The sequence below is a fragment of the Balneolaceae bacterium genome (assembly GCA_034521495.1).
GTDB lineage: Bacteria > Bacteroidota > Rhodothermia > Balneolales > Balneolaceae > Rhodohalobacter.
On the sequence record JAXHMK010000009.1, the window covers coordinates 145664 to 161564 of the forward strand.

A 15901-nucleotide genomic window follows, 5' to 3' on the forward strand; every position below is an offset into this window, starting at 1 on the left:
TACGATGCAAGATCAATCCTGAATATTTCCAGGAGTGATACCACTCAGAACTTTTTTGTGAATTATCCGGCCACCCTTCAACCGGGAGAATCTGAGCAACTTCGAATTTCTTATAGCGGAAAACCGCGTGTAGCGCCAAATCCACCCTGGGATGGAGGTATGGTTTGGGATACAACCTCAACCGGTGAGCCTTGGGTGGCCGTGACGGTTCAGTCCGACGGCGCCTGGATCTGGTGGCCGAATAAAGATCATCCGTCAGACAAAGCGGATTCGGTTGCGATTAATCTTACCATGCCGGTGGATTTGGTGGTAGCATCGAACGGACGTTTGCGAGGTGAAACGAATCGTGAAGATGGTTGGAAAACATGGAACTGGTTCGTCTCAACGCCCATTAACAACTACAATGTTACGGTGAATGCGGCACCTTATGAGGTCATCGAAGAAATGTACACAAGCACGAGCGGGGATGAGTTCCCGGTAAAATTCTGGGTGTTGCCGGAAAATCTTGAGGAAGGAAAAGAGCTCTTTCCACAGTTTATTGATCAGCTTCGATTTCTTGAGGAGATATTGGGACCGTATCCGTTTCGGGCGGATAAATACGGAGTGGCTCACAGTCCGCATTTGGGTATGGAACATCAGACCTTGATTGCATATGGAGCTGGGTTTGAGAATGGAGCTTTATCAAATGGACAAGCACAGTTTGATGACTTGCATCAGCATGAACTGGCGCATGAGTGGTGGGGGAATCTTGTGAGTGCTTATAATTGGCGTGATTTTTGGCTTCACGAGGGAATCGGAACGTACATGCAGCCGCTCTATTCAGAGCATTTGGGTGGAAAAGAAGCATACAAGCGATCGATGGAATTTCTGCGGTTTCGGATGGCGGATGATCCGCAAATGGCCGTAGCCCCGCGCGAGTCGATGAGTACATATGAAATTACGCAGGGAACCCGCGGGGGAGATGTCTATTTTAAGGGCGCCTGGTTTTTACACACCCTCCGATATGTTGTTGGAGATGATGCATTCTTTACAATTCTGAGACGATTTGCCTATCCAACAGAAGAGATGGAATCGGTCACCGACGGAAGCCAGGTTCGATTTGCCACAACAGATGATCTGCTTTATTTGTCTGAAGATATTTCCAGACAGGAGTTGGATTGGTTGTTTGAGGTGTATCTTCGTCAGCCAAAACTGCCGGTTCTAAACGCCAGCCGAAATGGGAATTTAGTCACTCTCCGTTGGGAAGTCCCCGAAGGATTAGACTTTCCGATGCCGATTGAAGTAAAAATTGATGGTGAAATCGTTACCCTGAGTCCCGAAAACAAACGAATCTCTTTTGAAGTGGGTGCCAATGTTGAAGTGGAGGCTGATCCCGAGAACAAGATTTTGAAAGAGTTTCATTTGGTTGGGGCTGGATCGGATTCTGAGCAGTAAATAAGATAGCGCGAGCGTCTCGCTCGTGCTTGTCCATGTGAGGCATCCCGATGCTTCGGGACGCCATCTCAAATTGAACAACCTGGCAGAGTCCGAAACGAAGTGGAGGTCCTGCCAGAGTTGTGGTACTTCACTTAAAAATCGCAACTCTGCCAGGAATCTGAAAAGCACAGATGCTCTGGCAGGTTGCTTAGAACGGAATCGAAACCACCAGTTGGGTTCCGGTAAATTGAACGTTACTCACAAAGTCCATCAACTGGCTACTCTCAGATCGGTTCAAAAAATAGAGAATCGTATCAAATGCGAAGAGGAAAGCCACCCTGTAAAATGAGGGATTGCCCGTAGCCGGTCAGGCGATTGCTCTCTTTTCTCAACCCGCGCTCCCACAAGAAAAGCGCCGAGTGCCATGTATCCCACATCAAGTCCGGCATTGAATAGCAGAATTTTTTCAAAACTGTGGAATTCAGAAATAGTTTCGGAGAGTGACATGCCTACATCCTGATTCCTTAACCCGTAGTAACCAAATCCTGCGATCGTAAGATTTACGGTATTCCACACGGCATTCATCTGGTGGAAATATTTAGTCGTACCATTTGTCTTTGCCATTCCAATTCCGCCGACAATCATATTGCTGACCGCCCATCCGCCCAACATCAGCATTCCTTTGCTGTTCAACCCAATCCGGTTTTGGTTGATGGTTTCAAGATCAGGCTCTGTTGACTGAGCGAAAAGGAGTCCGCTAAACAGAAGTTGAAGGATCAGAAAAATGAAGATTTTTCGTCGTGCAGAAATCATAATCATTAGATTGAGTTCATCCCTATCAAGAGAATAAATGTTCAAATCGTTTGCAAGATCAATCTATTTTTCATGATATTGATGAACAACCTGACAGCGTCCGAAGGTCCTGTCAGCGTTGTGGTTCACGTAAAATACGTGACGCTGTCAGGAGTTACCACACGCTGACAGGTCACTACATACTCAAGACTTAAAAAAATGAGCCGATCATTTTCGCTATTGAAACAGCTATCATTATTATTTTTCATCGTTTTCTTTCTAAGTAAACCCGTTTTCACGCAAACCGTAGAAGATCCCGATCCGCTTCGATTTGAGGAGGAGATCAACCGGTTTGAAGAGTGGGACAGCAAAAACAGCTTTCCCGAAGATGCGATCCTTTTTGTGGGAAGTTCCAGCATTCGGCTCTGGAAAACAGCTGATGCCTTTCCAAATATGCCGGTGATCAACCGCGGATTTGGAGGTTCTCATTTTTCGGATCTGCTGTATTATTACGATGAGCTGGTTCTTCCTTACAATCCATCCGTGGTAGTTTTGTATGAGGGAGATAACGATGTGGCTTCCGGCAAATCAAATGACCAGGTTTTTGAGGACTATATTGAATTTACAGACCGATTAACCAGTGATTTTCCGGATGCAAGACTTGTATTCGTCCCCATCAAACCAAGCAGCAGCCGATGGGACAAATGGCCCCAGATGAAAGAGGCGAATCAGCGGATCAAGCAGCACATGAGTGAGAATGAGCAGTTTTATTACGTAGACCTGGCTACGCCAATTTTAGGAGCAGACGGTACGCCGGACGACTCCCTGTTTCTTGATGATCTTCTGCACCTGAATGAAGATGGCTATGCGAAATGGAATGCGGCAATTCGGCCAACTCTTGAAAGATTGATGAACGAGTAAAAGTAGTCTGTCATTTTGATAGCGCGAGCTTCTCACTCGTGCTTGTCCTTTATGGCACAAGCGAGACGCTTGCGCCATCTCTTAATATAACTCAACAATACTTTCCTCCACCACAGCATAAATCTGCTCACCCTCATTAGGTTTGATATTGTAAAGTCCCGTAAACTCTCCAAATGCAGGCAGCAAAATCCTCTCATCCGAAAAAAGGAAACAGGGAAATCGTAACGCCTGACGTCCCTTTCCTTTGATGGATATTCCGGGATGAATATGTCCGGCAACAACTGTAGTGTTTGAGTCAGATTTCAGTGAATCCTCCGGATCATGAACAAATAGAAAATCGCCGATCTCAAGCGTCTTATGAACAGAGATATTGGCAGACTCGTAAAAAGATTGATGAAGCAGATCGTGATTTCCGATCACTAATTGAATATCCAAATCCTCAAAATTTTCCAGCCATTCTTCAAACTCCAGCCATTCCCGATTGGCCCGGCTGTGAAAGAGATCCCCCAAAATTAACAGGGTTGAAGACTGATGTTTTCGAATCAATTTCTCAAGTCGTTCAAGGTTTTTTGTGTTGATCGTTGATGGCGCGGCAATCCCCGCTTTTCGAAAATGACCGGATTTTCCAATGTGCAGATCTGTTATGATTAGAGTTTCTTTCTCTTTCCAATAGATCGCTTTTTCCGGGAGTAATTTCCAAGTTTGGTTTTGTATGGTTTTAGTGAATGAAGATGACATTAATTTATAAACGGTAATTTGAAAAAATCCCCCTTCGAAGGGGGAATGTGAATCCGATCCGATTTATCGGAATCGGAAGAACTCGGGGGATGTACACCCCTCCCGACTAAAGTCGGACTCCCCTCAAGGGGAGAATTACTCTACCTCCAAGTGCTTCTGCATTTTTTTTACTCGATCAATCAGTTTTTCAGAAGATAACTTTTCCCGCAGGCGATCTACAAATATGGGGAATGCGAAAGGTGAAAATCGGTCTACATGTTTCAATACGATTTCCTGTTTTGCGATTCGCTGTAGTGCCTGACGAAGCCGGGCTTCATCCAACTGGTATTGGAGGACTTCATCGTGGGCTTGCTGAAGTAGTAAATTGTCTGGCTCGTGTTCGGAAAATACATCAAAAAAGAGTCCGGATGACATCTGCAGATGACGGCTCTTCTTTTGATTCCCCGGATATCCCGGAAAGACCAATCCTGCAATCTGACTGATTCCCCGAAATCTTCGCTTTGCAAGTTCCGTACTGTTGAGGCTTCCGCGAATATCTCGCACCAAATCCTTCTCAGAAAACAGATCATGTTTCAATGCTTCTTCGATTGGAATATCCTGATCAGAAAGTAACTCAAACCCATAATCATTCATCGCAATGGAGAATGTGATCGGCATTAACTTGGAGATGCGATGTGCAACTAAGGCCGACATTCCCTCATGAACATATCGTCCCTCAAATGGAAAAAAGAAACAATGGCAGCCTTCTTTGGAGTACGATTTTTCAATTAAAAACTGCTCATTTCCCGGAAGAATGGATCGTTTTTTCTGAATATCGAAAATAGGCTGAATCGTTTTTAAATCGATACTGTCATGATTCTTATTCACTGCATCTTGTAATTTCTTACGAAGCAGCTCTGACATATTTGACGAAAGTGACATTCGTCCCCCAAGCCACGCTGGGACTTTGCTGCTGGTTCCTTTTGTTTTTCGAACGTAAGCGGTAAGATCTTTCACCCGAACTAACTCCAGGTTCCGCCCTGCAAACCAGAATGCATCTCCAACATTTAATTGTGAAATGAACCACTCTTCAATTCGTCCCAGGGTTGAGCCTTTCATATATTTTACGCGCATCATCGAGGCACTTTCAATGGTACCAATGCTCATTCGGTGCCGCCGTGCAATTCGTCGATCAAAGACTTTCATCAACCCATTTTCATCAGGTTCCACTTTCGAGAATTCATCATACCGGGACAGAGATTTACCGCCAAATTGTATGAAGTTCAGAATCCAATCCCATTCATTTTCCCGCAATGTTTGAAAGGCGAAGGTTTGTTTGACCTCCCTGTAAATTTGCTCGGGATCGAATCCATCAGATACAGCAAGCGTGACGAGATATTGAATTAATACATCAAACGGTTTTAAAACCGGAATTCTGGATTCTACTTTTTCATCCTGAACGGCTTCTTTCAATGCAGCTGCTTCAATCAATTCAAGTGCATGTGTGGGTACAAACCAAATTGTACTCACAGAATTCGGCTGATGGCCACTCCGCCCGGCGCGTTGAATAAATCGTGCCACACCTTTCGGGCTTCCAACTTGAACGACCGTATCCACAGGTGTGAAATCAACGCCGAGATCAAGGCTGGAGGTGCAGACCACAGTTTTCAGATCTCCTGAATGAAGTGCTCCTTCAACAAAATCTCGAACATCACGACTAAGAGATCCATGATGAATTCCAATCTCGCCGGCCAAATTTGGATTCGCCTCTAACAATTTCTGAAACCAGATTTCGCACTGCGAGCGGACGTTGGTGAAGATCAACGTAGAGCCACTTTTGTCCAGAATGGGTAAAACTTTGTGAAGTAGATTTGTACCCAGATGCCCTGACCATGGAAACTTCTCGACATCATCCGGCAGAACGGTTTTTACGTCAATCTTTTTTCGAATATTCGCTTTGATGATCACTGCATCATCAGGAGATGGAACACCAAGAAGTACATCAAAAGCCTCATCAAAATTTCCAATCGTTGCCGAAATTCCCCATGTTTGCAGATCCTTATTCATTCCCCGAAGTCGTGATAAACCAAGTTCCGTTTGAGTTCCTCTTTTTGAGCCGAGGAGTTCATGCCATTCATCAACTACAACAGATTTCAGAGATTTGAATCGTTTTGGATATCCTTTCTGAGCCAGTAAAACATGCAGACTTTCCGGGGTAATGATGAGCACTTCCGGCATCTGTTTTTTCTGCTTCTGTTTGACGGAAGAGGAAACATCACCCGTTCGCCGCTGAATACTCCACGGAATTCCGAGATCATCCACAACCTCCTGCATAATCTCTTCCAGGTTTCGGGCCAGTGCGCGGAGGGGAGTCATCCACAAAAGTTGAAGTCCGTTCTTTTCTTTGGTTTGATAATCGTCAGGATGAGCTTCAATCCATCGCATAAGCGTTGGCATGAAAAGAGCGAATGTTTTACCACTGCCGGTTGGGGCATTTAGCAGGCCGGATTTTCCAGCCAGAAACGCTTTCCAGACCTCCCGCTGCCAGTCAAACGGAGACCACTCCTTTGACTCAAACCAGTTTTCAACGATGGATTGTGCTTGCTGCATACGTTGTTTTTGTAGCCACTAAATCACGAAAGAAGCCGTCAGATCGCTCAAAGCGGTCAGACGGCTAAACTAAATCTCAAAAAAAATTCTTGTTTTTGTGTTTTCGTGGCAGAAATTAAAATGGACTTATTAGGAAACCCAAGAGAAAGTAACGATGAATCACACCTGAATCGTTTTCTTGAAAAACAGTCTTTTTTATATGGTCTTGAAAAAAAGAGAAATAGATTCATTTTTTTCTTGAAAATGGGTGTAAAAAACGTCAACATAGAAGCGCTTACGAACTTTAAAAACCATAACATAGAAATAAATAGATTTACTGAATATGTGGCTCAATATTAAATCATATGAAGAGTACAAAGAGGTTTACCAGGAAAGTGAAGATGACCGGAAAAAATTCTGGGAGCATGAAGCCGGTACGTTTTATTGGAGAAAAAGCTGGGATAAGGTTAACTCCGGTAGTTTCGAGAAAGGAGATATTAAGTGGTTTGAAGGTGGAAAACTAAATATCACCGAGAATGCACTCGACCGCCACCTGAATACAATTGGCCACAAAACGGCATTTATTTTTGAACCAAATCACCCCGACAGCTTCCGCCGGACAATTACTTATCGACAGTTGTATGAGGATGTCTGTAGGTTTGCAAATGTACTGGAAAGTAAAGGAATTGAAAAAGGCGATCGCGTCTGTATCTATATGGCGATGACGCCGGAGCTGATTATCTCAGCATTGGCATGTGCGCGAATTGGTGCGGTTCATTCCATCGTGTTTGCCGGATTTTCTGCGCAATCGCTGTCTGAGCGAATCAACGATTGCGATGCCAAAATGCTGATTACAAATGATGGGCTTCGTCGCGGAGACAAGCATGTTCCCCTGAAAGATATCTCTGATGAAGCGCTTGAAGACTGCCCGACGGTTAAGAACGTAATCGTATGTCAGCGTACGAACCGGGAGATCGGCTGGGTTGAGGGCCGCGATGAATGGTGGCATATGCTGATTCGAAATGCATCCAAAGAGCATAAAGCTGTTGAGATGGATGCCGAAGATCCGCTCTTTATTCTGTATACGTCCGGTTCAACCGGTAAGCCAAAGGGTGTTCTTCATACCTGCGGCGGATATATGGTTTATACAAGTTACACGTTCCGGAATGTATTCCAGGTATCAGAGGAGGATATTTATTGGTGTACGGCAGATGCGGGATGGATTACGGGACACTCTTACATTATTTATGGTCCGCTATTTCAACGGAGCCACGGGAATTATTTTCGAGGGTGTACCGACTTATCCCGATGCAGGACGATTCTGGGAAGTGGTTGAGAAGTATAAAGTCACTCATTTCTACACCGCGCCTACAGCCATTCGGGCCCTGATGAGTTATGATTTAGACTTTGTGAAGAAATATGATTTGAGTTCTCTGAAAGTGCTTGGAAGTGTAGGTGAACCGATTAATGAAGAAGCCTGGCACTGGTATCACGATCATGTGGGCGGCGGAAAATGTCCCATTGTGGATACATGGTGGCAGACGGAAACTGGCGGCATCATGATTTCACCACTTGCGGGAATTACGCCAACAAAACCCGGTTTTGCAACCTTGCCGCTTCCCGGAATTAAACCGGTCTTAATGGATGAAAACGGCAAGGAGATTGAAGGAAATGGTGTAAGTGGAAATCTCTGTATCAAACATCCATGGCCCGGGATTGCACGAACCGTTTGGGGAGATCACGAGCGATACCTTCAAACCTATATGAGCAGTTATAAAGGATACTATTTTACAGGTGATGGCTGCCGCCGTGATGAGGAAGGATATTACAGAATTACCGGCCGTGTGGATGATGTTCTGAATGTTTCGGGTCACAGGCTTGGAACGGCTGAGATCGAGAACGCGATTGATGAACATCCGAATGTGGTGGAGACAGCGATTGTTGGTTATCCGCATGATATTAAAGGACAGGGTATTTTTGCCTTTATGATTTGTGAGGACGAACCGAAGAATAAAGAAGATTTCAAAAAAGAGATTCATAAACTCGTAACAAAGATTATCAGCCCGATTGCCAAACCGGACAAAGTTCAGATTGTAGCCGGTCTGCCGAAGACACGTTCCGGAAAAATTATGCGGCGAGTGTTGAGGAAGATTGCAGCTAACGATCTCGAAAACCTCGGCGATACATCTACGCTTCTGGATCCATCTGTGGTTGATGAGATTAAGGAAGGCGAGGGCTTTTAGAGATAAACCCACCCTCCGGCTCCCTCCCTATGGCGAAAGACACGCCACAAGGAGGGAGTGAATTTTTTGTATTTTTTTAAACATTCATTTCATTTGGCAAAGTCCCTCCTTGTTTCGCTTCTTTTGGCGAAATAGGGAGGGATTTAGGGTGGGTTTTAAAAGTTGCATCCGCATCTTTTCCCAAGCTGGCGCAAGTGTTAAATCCGGTATTTAAAACATACATTGGAATAAGGTAGAAGTTTATCTTGATGGAAGAATTATTCTACTATCCGTACGTCAAGGATGTCACTTGTGCCTTTTTCGCAAAGGGAAAGGAGCACAAGTGACGCTTCGCTTAACACTTGCGCCAGTCGGGGATTTAGGGTGGGTCCAAAAATTATCTAATGATGAACCCAATCAAAAGCAGAACCATACTCACGGTGAAAAGAAATAGACGAAACCGGGTGCTGATGATAATCGAATGAAAAAGTAATCCGTAGGTGAGGGGAAACTCTTTTAGCCAGGAATAATAGTGATGACGATGTGCGGCACCAAGTGCCATTGTTACATGACCATGCAGGATAGTAAGCATAAATGGCAATCCAAAAATTATTGAGCCCGGAAAAGAGATTATTTTATGGATGTAAAAAATTTCACACAGAAAATAGAATGGCCATGAAAAAATCAACAATAATGGAACCGATAACACCCAATTGATATAAGCAATGCGCCGATAATTACTTTCACTTAATTCGGATGAAGGCATTGGACAGATTAGTGTTTAAAGTTAAAAAGCTTCAGTTCAACAGATTAACGAGTAGTTTTAACGAATTATTTACCCGTCAGACCGCTCCAAGCGGTCAGACGGGTATACTTTTGCCTTTTCACGGTTTACTCCTTTCAAATCTGACTTGCAATTAATGCTTCAATATCGCGGAAGGGCATATCAAACTGTTTAGAGAGGGCTTTTTTGGTGAGATAATTTTTATATGTGTAAACACCATTTCTCAGAGCCGTATTTCTCCAGAGGCAATCATGAACATCGCCGGCATCACCCAGTTCAATCAGGTAGGGAACGATAACATTGTTAAGTGCATAGGTTGCCGTTCGGGCTACATTTGATGGTATATTTGGTACGCAGTAATGAATAACATCATATTTTGTAAAAACGGGATTTGAATGAGTGGTAGGTTCGCTGCTTGAAATACATCCTCCCTGGTCAATCACAGTGTCTACAATTACGCTTCCCGGTTTCATGGATTGAACCATTGGGTCAGTAACCCAGCAGGGAGCACGCTCACCTTCGGTCATTGCGGCACCAATTACAACATCTGCGAAGCCAAGTGCCGTAGAAAGATATCGGTGATTTGCAGTAGCTGTGACGATTCGGCGATCGAGAGCATTTTCCAGGTGCCGAAGCATGGCTAAATCATTATCCATCACAAATACCTGTGCTCCATAGCCCAGGGCCGTGCGGGCTGCATACTCTCCTGTAATTCCGGCTCCTAAAATAGCAACTGTTGCCGGTGGAATGCCTGATATACCACCGAGCATTATTCCCTGCCCGTCACTACTGTTTTCAAGATAGTGAGCTGCGATTTGAACAGACATCGAACCGGTGATTTCATGCATCATCCGAACAATTGGAAACTCTCCGTCTTCCGCTTTTAAAAATTCATATCCAATGGCACAGACTCCTTTTTCAATTAGACTTTGCATGAACTCCTGGTTCATATGGCCAAGATGCAGAGCCGATAATAAAATCTGATTAGGTTGCATCCAGCTGAGTTCAGTTTTGGTAGGAGGAGCCACTTTTACAATCATCTCTGAATTGCTGAACAACTCTTCTGCACTGTATGAAATTTCTGCACCGGCTTCCTGGTATTCATGATCTGAAAAATGAGCATCAATTCCGGCATTTTTTTCAACAAAAACCTCGTGGCCATTTGCTGTAAGAATGGATACGCCTCCGGGGGTGAGGGATAATCTCCGTTCATCGTTGGAGGTCTCTTTCGGTAGTCCGATCTTTAAAGAATTTTTTGATTCCGATTTCATCAAACTCTTTTCCAGAGTTTTAATACCGAGTTGTTCTGAATCGAAAGGGCTTAGCTCCATAATAAAAAGTCAAATTACCAATTTGTATAGCGTAAAAAATCAATCACTTATAAAGTGATAAAATTCAGGTATATTGCAAATGAAAATTAAAGTATAATAATGTGATTTAACAGAATTTGGAAACGATAAGAATAGATATTTTTATTGAGTATTCAGCTGTCAGTTACCTCCAATTATAATAGTCCAACAATTTACAGCTCCTCTAAAATAGTGTCTCTAAGAGTTTTCTTACCAATACTAAAGTAGCAAACTTTCATGTCAAAATATCCAAGAACAAAGAAGAGTCTCGGCCAACATTTTTTAACAGATGGAAATATCATCCGAAAAATTGCAGATGCCATTCCGGCAAAAACAGACGACCTGATTGTAGAAATAGGTCCCGGTTCGGGAGCGGTGACAAAAGTACTACTTGAAAAATTCAATCATGTGAAAGCAATTGAGCTTGATCAACGGATGGTTGAGTATTTGTCTGAAGAGTATCCGGAACTGGAGGTTATTCACAAAGATGTCCTGGAGTACGATTGGAGTGTGCATGAAGATGAGGATCGAGACATTCATGTGATAGGTAATCTGCCTTATTATATAACCAGCCAAATTATGTTTGGACTGTTTGAACATCGGTCGGTTCTTTCAAGTGCTACATTAATGATGCAGAAAGAAGTTGCTGAACGAATTGTTGCCGAGCCGAGGTCTAAACAGTATGGAATACTTAGCGTGCAGTCTCAATTGATGAGTTCTCCGGAGATTTTGTTTGATGTATCACCGCATGTTTTTTCACCTCCGCCAAATGTTCACAGTTCGGTTATTCAGTTTATGTTTGATAAAGCTGAGTTGGCCTGCACCGATGCTCATCTGAAGGAAGTGGTACGGATGGCATTTAACCAACGAAGAAAAAAACTGAGTAACGCATTAAAAAGACTCGATGCAGAATTGCCAGCCGATGAGTTCAATTTCAACCTGCGGGCTGAGGCATTAAAACCATCTATGTATGAAAAGTTGACAGCACGGCTGGAACAACTTGGCACCTTTCAGTAAAAATCCGACAGAAAGTTTAGTACTTCGGATTCATTCAGAAGATAAAAAGCAATTTAAGGGATTCTTTTGTCATTGATATTACTTTGGTACGGAAGTTGCTACACTACAACACAGAACGCACTATTGTTCAGTGCATAAAAATTTTAACAACTAACAAATAACAAAAACAAGGAGTCATCATATGGCCACCATAAAACCTTTAAGCGATCGTGTCTTGGTTCGTCCGGTCGAAGCTGAAGAGAAAACAAGTTCAGGAATTATCATTCCGGATACCGCAAAAGAAAAACCACAAAAGGGAACCGTTGTATCAGCAGGTCCCGGCAAAGTGGAAAATGGAACCAAGATAGACATGTCCGTTTCTGAAGGAGATGAAATCCTTTATGGTAAGTATTCAGGTACTGAAGTATCTCTTGACGGAGTAGATTACCTGATTATGAGAGAATCCGATATTCTCGGAATTGTATCATAAAAAACATTTAACCAAACATTTTAAATACTAACTAAATCAAATAAAGAATTATGTCAGCAAAATTAGTTCATTATGATGCGGATGCTCGCGACGCACTAAAACGTGGTGTGGATAAGCTTGCAAACGCTGTTAAAGTTACATTAGGTCCGCGTGGAAGAAACGTTGTGATTGAAAAATCTTTTGGTGCACCGACGGTGACCAAAGACGGTGTAACGGTTGCTAAAGAGATTGAGCTTTCCGGTAAAGTTGAAAATATGGGCGCACAGATGGTGCGTGAAGTTGCATCCAGAACCAGCGATAACGCAGGTGACGGAACAACGACTGCTACTGTATTGGCTCAGTCTATTATTCAAACCGGCCTGAAGAACGTAACTGCCGGTGCCAACCCAATGGATCTGAAACGAGGCATTGAAAAAGCAGTTGTAGAAGTTGTTAAAGAGCTTCGAAATCAAAGTAAGCCTGTAGGAGACAGTCTTGACAGCATTCGCCAGGTAGGTACTATTTCTGCCAACGGTGATGAAGAGATTGGCGGTTTCATTGCACAGGCAATGGAAAAAGTTGGAAAAGATGGTGTAATTACTGTTGAGGAAGCTAAAGGAACAGAAACATACCTCGATACAGTTGAAGGTATGCAGTTCGACAGAGGATATCTCTCTCCATATTTTGTAACCAACAGTGAGACAATGACCACTGAATTGGAAGAGCCCTACATTCTGATCTTCGACAAGAAGATTTCCAACATGAAGGATCTGCTTCCTATTCTTGAGAAAGTGATTCAAACCAGTAAGCCCCTCTTGATTATTGCTGAGGATGTTGAAGGCGAAGCTCTCGCTACTCTGGTTGTGAACAAACTGCGTGGTTCACTGAAGATTGCTGCTGTGAAAGCTCCTGGCTTTGGAGACAGAAGAAAAGCGATGCTCGAAGATATCGCAATTCTTACCGGCGGTACAGTTATCAGTGAAGAGCGTGGATACAAGCTCGAAAATGCTACTCTTGATTTCCTCGGCCAGGCCGATCGCCTGAACATCACCAAAGATGATACAACCATTGTTGGCGGCCAGGGAAAAGATGAAGATATCAAAGCACGCGTAAATCAGATTAAATCTCAAATTGAGACAACCACTTCTGATTACGACCGTGAGAAGCTGCAGGAACGACTTGCTAAATTAGCAGGCGGCGTTGCAGTTCTTTACATCGGTGCTGCTTCTGAAGTTGAAATGAAAGAGAAGAAAGCACGGGTTGAAGATGCTCTGCACGCAACACGAGCTGCTGTAGAAGAGGGTATTGTTCCCGGCGGTGGCGTTGCATTCCTCAGAGCACTCAAAGTGTTTGAGAAACTCAAAGCAGATAACGGCGATGAGCAAGTTGGTTTCAATATTGTGAAACGTGCTCTTGAAGCACCATTGCGGGCAATTGCCAATAATGCGGGTGCTGAAGGATCTATCGTTGTTCAGAAAGTACTCGAAGGCAAAGGTGCTTTCGGATACAATGCACGAACTGAAGTGTACGAAGATCTCATTAAAGCAGGAGTTATTGATCCTACGAAAGTAGCCAGAACAGCTCTTGAAAATGCATCTTCAGTAGCCGGACTCATGCTTACCACAGAAGCCGTTGTTGTAGATAAACCATCTAAGGATGGCGACGATGATGACGACGGACCTGCCGGCGGCGGAATGCCAGGCGGTATGGGTGGAATGGGCGGCATGGGAGGAATGGGCGGCATGATGTAAAATCATCCGTCAACTCCATATACGCTTAACGCGTTTACAAGCCTCGTTCCTTTGTTGGAGCGAGGCTTTTTTTATGCAATTCCTTATTTTTGGTGATTTTTTTTACTCGTTCAGAAGGTCCTCCTTCGGAACGCCAAACCGAAGCTCTGCTTCCATTTTCATCTCATCCAAAGTAGAATTAAACTCTGCAGATGATTTACTTGAAGAAGAGCTTCTATGCGTATGTTCCGAAGGAGACCTTCGGAACAAGTAAAAGAAGACAGGCTTTTAGGCAAAATAAAGTGGTTCTGATTGATTCGATCTTTTAAGAAACCCATTGTAAATACGGCTCCTCAAAAACAATCAATTGCTGTTCTGTTCACTTTGTATATTTTAGGGAAGGCAGATAAAAAAAGTTAACCATAACAAAACAGATTCAGACATGTCGAAAAAGATGGATCGTGGAGATTTTATAAAGATAACCGGAGCGGCAGGATTGGGATTATACACCCTTGGTGCCCCGGCGATACTGAAAGGTCAGTCGCAAAACAGTAAAGTGACGGTAGCCGTAATAGGCACAAATAATCGGGGCAATGCTCACGCAAGCGGGTTTGCCCGGCATCCAAATGCCGAGGTCACTTATATTTGTGATGTGGATGAAAATGCCATCAAGAAAGGATTGGATTCGGTTAAAGAAGGCGGACAAGAAAATGAACCGGAAGGACTTACTGACTTTCGAAACGCACTGGAAGATCCGGATCTGGATGCGGTTGCTCTCGCCATGCCGATCCATTGGCACGCACCGGCGGCTATTCTCGCTTTAAAAGCGGGTAAGCATGTCTATATCGAAAAACCGTGCAGTCATACTCCGGAGGAGGGAAAGCTTTTGGTGGAGGCCGCCGAGAAATACAATCGCATTGTTCAGATGGGAAACCAGCGTCGTTCATGGCCGAATGTGATGGAGGCGATGTCGTTACTTGAGGATGATATTATCGGGCGTCCTTACTTTGCGAGATGCTGGTATGCCAATAGTCGACAATCCATCGGATTCGGCAAACCGGCGCCCGTTCCCTCAAATCTCGATTATGAGCTTTGGCAGGGGCCATCAACTCGAAAAGCCTATAAAGACAACCTGATTCACTACAACTGGTGGTGGCACTGGCACTGGGGTGCCGGTGAGATTCTGAATAACGGTGTGCATTATCTGGATATGGCCCGATGGGGATTGGGTGTTGATTATCCTACGAAAGTGACAGCCACCGGCGGACGATATCATTGGAAGGATGACCAGGAAACACCGGATACATTGGTTGCCACTTACGAATTTCCGGATGATAAAACGGTAGCCTGGGAGGGCCGAAGTTGCAATCCCCGCGGAATTGAGGGCTCTTCAACAGGTATCTCTTTCCATGGTGAAATGGGAAGTCTTGTGATCGGCAGCGGAAATGAATACGTGGTTTATGATAATGATAACAACGTGATAAAACGTGCAGAAAGCGGCAGTGTTGATGCCACGGATACATCCGGTCTCGGGTTTGACCTGGATAAGGATCATCACGATCACTTCATAAAATGCATTCAGAACAGTCAGCGGTCCCGAACTCATATCGCCGATGCCAATATCAGCGTTCATAATTGCCATTTGGGGAATATCGCGTACCGAACGGGCCGGACAATCTACTGTGATCCACATGATGGAAAGATTATCGGGGATAAGGAAGCGATGAATTATTGGACCAAAGAGTACGAACCCGGCTGGAAGCCAACGGTTTAGAAGTATTCCCCCTTCGAAGGGGAACTTGAGTTTATTACCAAGTGAATAGGAATCAAAGAATTCCCTCCTCCAAGGATGAAGCAGAGGTGGTTGAACAGACATGCCTTCGCGGATCTTGAATTCGGGCTACCTTCCCCAGACT

At 44.1% G+C, this 15901-nt stretch carries 13 protein-coding genes; 8 read left to right on the forward strand and 5 right to left on the reverse strand.

Features of this window, described 5'->3' with window-relative positions; genetic code table 11:
• Positions 1-24 precede the first annotated feature (24 nt).
• Positions 25-1434 carry a M1 family metallopeptidase gene (locus tag U5K72_05595; protein ID MDZ7718278.1) on the forward strand — a complete coding sequence of 470 codons (1410 nt, stop codon included), beginning with the start codon at positions 25-27 and terminating at the stop codon, positions 1432-1434.
• Between the two features lie 276 nt (positions 1435-1710).
• Here U5K72_05595 and U5K72_05600 read toward each other — a convergent pair whose 3' ends face one another.
• On the reverse strand, positions 1711-2229 hold the full coding sequence (locus U5K72_05600) for a hypothetical protein (protein MDZ7718279.1): 519 nt from the start codon (positions 2227-2229) through the stop codon (positions 1711-1713).
• A gap of 198 nt (positions 2230-2427) precedes the next feature.
• Here U5K72_05600 and U5K72_05605 point away from each other — a divergent pair, with 198 nt between their 5' ends.
• Positions 2428-3129 carry a GDSL-type esterase/lipase family protein gene (locus U5K72_05605; GenBank protein MDZ7718280.1) on the forward strand — a complete coding sequence of 234 codons (702 nt, stop codon included), beginning with the start codon at positions 2428-2430 and terminating at the stop codon, positions 3127-3129.
• An 81-nt stretch (positions 3130-3210) separates the two neighbouring features.
• Here the strand turns inward: U5K72_05605 and pdeM are convergent, their stop codons facing one another.
• Both pdeM and U5K72_05615 read right to left on the reverse strand, forming a co-directional pair.
• On the reverse strand, positions 3211-3867 hold the full coding sequence (pdeM, locus tag U5K72_05610) for a ligase-associated DNA damage response endonuclease PdeM (protein MDZ7718281.1): 657 nt from the start codon (positions 3865-3867) through the stop codon (positions 3211-3213).
• A gap of 135 nt (positions 3868-4002) precedes the next feature.
• Positions 4003-6456 carry a ligase-associated DNA damage response DEXH box helicase gene (locus U5K72_05615; protein ID MDZ7718282.1) on the reverse strand — a complete coding sequence of 818 codons (2454 nt, stop codon included), beginning with the start codon at positions 6454-6456 and terminating at the stop codon, positions 4003-4005.
• Positions 6457-6778: 322 nt separating this feature from the next.
• Here U5K72_05615 and U5K72_05620 point away from each other — a divergent pair, with 322 nt between their 5' ends.
• Both U5K72_05620 and U5K72_05625 read left to right on the forward strand, forming a co-directional pair.
• A complete protein-coding gene (locus tag U5K72_05620; GenBank protein ID MDZ7718283.1) occupies positions 6779-7771 on the forward strand; it encodes an AMP-binding protein in 993 nt (330 codons plus the stop codon).
• On the forward strand, positions 7683-8678 hold the full coding sequence (locus U5K72_05625; GenBank protein MDZ7718284.1) for an AMP-binding protein: 996 nt from the start codon (positions 7683-7685) through the stop codon (positions 8676-8678). Before U5K72_05620 ends, U5K72_05625 begins: the two co-directional genes overlap by 89 nt.
• A 376-nt stretch (positions 8679-9054) precedes the next feature.
• Here the strand turns inward: U5K72_05625 and U5K72_05630 are convergent, their stop codons facing one another.
• Together U5K72_05630 and U5K72_05635 are read right to left on the reverse strand one after the other, a co-directional pair.
• Positions 9055-9423 carry a hypothetical protein gene (locus U5K72_05630; GenBank protein MDZ7718285.1) on the reverse strand — a complete coding sequence of 123 codons (369 nt, stop codon included), beginning with the start codon at positions 9421-9423 and terminating at the stop codon, positions 9055-9057.
• Between the two features lie 134 nt (positions 9424-9557).
• The gene (locus U5K72_05635; GenBank protein ID MDZ7718286.1) at positions 9558-10772 is read right to left on the reverse strand and encodes an alanine dehydrogenase; all 1215 of its coding nucleotides are present in this window, start codon (positions 10770-10772) and stop codon (positions 9558-9560) included.
• Positions 10773-11027: 255 nt separating this feature from the next.
• Between U5K72_05635 and rsmA the strand changes: the two genes are divergently transcribed.
• The 4 genes from rsmA to U5K72_05655 all read left to right on the forward strand — a co-directional run bounded on the left by rsmA (position 11028) and on the right by U5K72_05655 (position 15759).
• Positions 11028-11807: a 16S rRNA (adenine(1518)-N(6)/adenine(1519)-N(6))-dimethyltransferase RsmA gene (gene rsmA / locus U5K72_05640; GenBank protein ID MDZ7718287.1), complete on the forward strand. Its 780-nt coding sequence runs from the start codon at positions 11028-11030 to the stop codon at positions 11805-11807.
• Between the two features lie 181 nt (positions 11808-11988).
• Positions 11989-12276: a co-chaperone GroES gene (gene groES, locus U5K72_05645; protein ID MDZ7718288.1), complete on the forward strand. Its 288-nt coding sequence runs from the start codon at positions 11989-11991 to the stop codon at positions 12274-12276.
• 50 nt (positions 12277-12326) lie between these two features.
• The gene (groL, locus tag U5K72_05650; GenBank protein ID MDZ7718289.1) at positions 12327-14006 is read left to right on the forward strand and encodes a chaperonin GroEL; all 1680 of its coding nucleotides are present in this window, start codon (positions 12327-12329) and stop codon (positions 14004-14006) included.
• A gap of 421 nt (positions 14007-14427) precedes the next feature.
• A complete protein-coding gene (locus U5K72_05655; GenBank protein MDZ7718290.1) occupies positions 14428-15759 on the forward strand; it encodes a Gfo/Idh/MocA family oxidoreductase in 1332 nt (443 codons plus the stop codon).
• The last annotated feature ends 142 nt before the right edge of the window (positions 15760-15901 follow it).